A 2,688-nucleotide genomic window follows, 5' to 3' on the forward strand; every position below is an offset into this window, starting at 1 on the left:
GGAATGACCCGGCCGCAAGTACGGTTTATCATGGGCAACCCTCTGCTTGCCGACACGTTCCATGCCGATCGCTGGGATTATCTGTATAGCCTGCAACCTGGTGGCGGTGAACGCCAGCAGGAACGCATGAGTGTTATTTTCAACTCGAACGACCAGCTCGTCAGCCTGTCCGGTGACTTTATGCCGGGCGTAAGCCGTGACGAAGCCATTCTCGGCAAGGACAGCGGCACGACCGTTACCGCTCCTGCTGAAAATGCCGAGCAGCCGGCACCGGAAAAACCGGTCAAGCCAGGTTCCTTGCTGGATCAGATCCAGAAGGACGTCGATGGTGTAGAAACCGTTCCGGTTCCGACGCCAGAGCCGCTGGACACCTCGCCGCAATAATTTGCGACGCAATAAAAAACCCGGAAATCCGGGTTTTTTATTGTCTGCCGTTTGGCTCTCTTACTGATTACGAGCTTTCGCCTCAGCCGCCTTGGCAGCACGCAAGCGCCGCACCTCTTTCGGATCGGCGAGTAACGGGCGATAAATTTCGATGCGATCCCCCGCCTGAATAAGGCGAACCTCTGGGTGAGCGATCACTTTACCGAAGATCCCCACCGGGCATTCCGCCAGATCAAGCTCAGGGAACTCGTCGCCAACTCCGGACTTGAGCAAGGCATCACGCACCGTCGCCCCTTCAGGAACACTGACTGTGCGCAAGACCTGACGATCAACGGCCGCATACACGACCTCTATTTCGATCATCGACTCAACCATGCATCTGTTTGGCGCGCTGACAGAATGCATCCACCAGCGTGTTCGCAGCCTGATTGAACAGCGGCCCCAGCGTGGCACGCACGATCGGCCCTGCGTAGTCGAACGACAGATCCAGACTGATCTTGCAGGCCTTTTCGTTCAACACCTTGAACACCCAGACGCCGTGCAACTGATTGAACGGGCCTTCTTCGAGGTTCATCTCGATCGACTGCCCCGGCACCAGCGTATTGCGCGTCACGAAATGCTGACTGAGGCCACCCTTGGCCACGCCGACACTTGCACGCATGTGCGCAGGCGAACTCTCCAGCACCTCGGCAGACGAGCACCACGGCAGAAATTCCGGATAACGCGCCACGTCATTGACCAGGTCGTAGAGAAATTGCGCCGGGTACGGCAGCAGCGCCGATCGTTGAATATGTGTCGTCATATAAGCGTTACTTCCAGAGCTGAGCGGCAAACACTACAAGAATGCCGATGGGCGCCACATAGCGCATCAAGAACAGGGACAGGGCGAACAGCGCCGGATTGCGGATCGACAACTCGTCGCGCACCGCTTCACGGCCCATCACCCAGCCTGCAAACAACACGAAACACAAACCACCGAGTGGCAACATGATCCGCGAGGTGAAGAAATCGATCACGCCGAAGAAGTCCAGACCGCTTGCCGCACCCCATTGATAGAGATGGAACATCCCGCCTTCGTTCACGAAAAACTTGGCTTCCTTCCAGATATTGAAGGAAAACACCGTGCCCAAACCGACGAACCAGCAGGTAAAAGCCAACCAAAATGTGACCCAGGCGCGGCTAATTTTCGTGCGTTCAACCAGGTACGCGACCATCGGCTCCAGCAGGGAAATCGCCGAACTCCAGGCGGCAACCGCCACCAGCACGAAGAACACTACCCCCATCAGTTGGCCGAACGCTACGTTACCAAAGGCAAATGGCAGACTGACAAACATCAAGCCAGGGCCTTCGCTCGGGTTCAGGCCAGCGGCAAACACGATCGGGAACAAGGCCAGACCGGCCACCAGCGATACAAACGTATCGAGCAGCGCCACACCGACGACCGTGCCGGACAACGACGAATTCTTCGGCATGTAAGCGCCGTAGATCATGATCGAACCGACGCCCACACTCAGCGAAAAGAACGCGTGGCCCATCGCTGGCAGCAATCCGTCGAGGACTTTTTCCGGGTGGAAGTCGAACATGAAGTGCACGCCCTCCATGAAATGCCCGGTGGTCATGCTGTAGCCGAGCAGCACCAGAATCATCACGAACAGCAACGGCATCATGATTCGCAAGCTGCGCTCAAGCCCGGCGACCACGCCTTTGGCGATCACCAACGCCGACAGCAGCATAAAAATCGTGTGCCAAAGTGTCAGGCGCCACGGATCAGCGATCACATTACCGAAGTAGGCACCGACCTGAGCGGCCGTGGCGCCTTGAAAGTCGCCACGGCCCATATCGATGATGTAATCCAGCGACCAGCCGCCGACCACACTATAGAAAGACAGGATCAACAGGGCCGTTATCATTCCGGCGAACGCGCCCCACGACCACTTGCCCGAATGCCCGGCTTCTACTGCCAGCACCTTCAGAGCGTTGGCCGGACTCTGCCGCGCGCGCCGGCCGATAAGGGTTTCAGCCAACATGACCGGGATCCCGATCAACGCGATACATGCCAGAAACATCAGCACAAAGGCGCCGCCGCCGTAGACCCCGACCATGTACGGGAACTTCCAGATACTACCCAGTCCCACGGCCGAACCGGTCGCGGCGAGTATGAATACCCAGCGGCTAGCCCAACTGCCGTGGACAGAAACCTTGTCTGTCGACATCGTTTATCACGCCCAAGCGTTAGATATTTAGTGCGTATTGTAGGGTATTATTTTTATTTAGTATTTATATCTGGTTGTTCGTAGTATAATT

Annotated in this window: 4 protein-coding genes; 1 reads left to right on the forward strand and 3 read right to left on the reverse strand. The window is 56.8% G+C overall.

Going from position 1 to position 2,688, the window contains the following annotated elements; genetic code table 11:
- Window positions 1–384, forward strand: a 384-nt coding sequence (locus ACIQVE_RS28765) for an outer membrane protein assembly factor BamE (RefSeq protein WP_402815231.1), incomplete at its 5' end; no start/stop codon positions are given.
- Window positions 385–444: 60 nt separating this feature from the next.
- Here the strand turns inward: ACIQVE_RS28765 and ACIQVE_RS28770 are convergent.
- Genes ACIQVE_RS28770 through ACIQVE_RS28780 form a run of 3 tightly spaced genes read right to left on the reverse strand, consistent with a single transcriptional unit; the run spans window position 445 to window position 2,597 of the window.
- Complete coding sequence (locus ACIQVE_RS28770; protein ID WP_402815233.1) at window positions 445–759, reverse strand: RnfH family protein; 315 nt, start codon at window positions 757–759, stop codon at window positions 445–447.
- The gene (locus ACIQVE_RS28775; RefSeq protein ID WP_402815235.1) at window positions 752–1,186 is read right to left on the reverse strand and encodes a type II toxin-antitoxin system RatA family toxin; all 435 of its coding nucleotides are present in this window, start codon (window positions 1,184–1,186) and stop codon (window positions 752–754) included. Before ACIQVE_RS28775 ends, ACIQVE_RS28770 begins: the two co-directional genes overlap by 8 nt.
- 7 nt (window positions 1,187–1,193) lie before the next feature.
- On the reverse strand, window positions 1,194–2,597 hold the full coding sequence (locus ACIQVE_RS28780) for a sodium-dependent transporter (RefSeq protein ID WP_042557576.1): 1,404 nt from the start codon (window positions 2,595–2,597) through the stop codon (window positions 1,194–1,196).
- Window positions 2,598–2,688 lie beyond the last annotated feature (91 nt).

It is taken from the genome of Pseudomonas sp. NPDC098747, assembly GCF_044760045.1.
Taxonomy (GTDB): Bacteria; Pseudomonadota; Gammaproteobacteria; order Pseudomonadales; family Pseudomonadaceae; genus Aquipseudomonas.